This is a genomic window from Alkalicoccus luteus (assembly GCF_012034335.1).
GTDB lineage: Bacteria > Bacillota > Bacilli > Bacillales > Salisediminibacteriaceae > Alkalicoccus > Alkalicoccus luteus_A.
The window spans coordinates 1-233 of record NZ_JAATHJ010000130.1 but is presented as its reverse complement, the minus strand read 5'-3'; the positions used below and the strand labels follow the sequence as shown (position 1 = coordinate 233).

Genomic DNA, 233 nt, shown 5'->3' with positions numbered 1-233 from the left:
ACAAATGATTGGGGTGAAGTCGTAACAAGGTATCCGTACCGGAAGGTGCGGATGGATCACCTCCTTTCTAAGGAGCATCAAGCTCAATCGATTCCTTCTGTCTCGTTCTTTTGTTTAGTTTTGAGAGGACCGCCTCTCTAGTTGCGTTCGTCAGGCAGTGCCTGTCACGACGCAGCGTGCCCTTTGAAAACCGGATAACGCAATGAAAACGAATCACCGGATTGAATCAATGA

Annotated in this window: 1 rRNA gene; it reads left to right on the top strand. The window is 48.1% G+C overall.

Annotated features, from left to right (window positions below):
* Positions 1-67 (top strand): 16S ribosomal RNA (locus tag HCN83_RS18165); the annotation flags it as partial.
* Between the last annotated feature and the right edge of the window lie 166 nt (positions 68-233).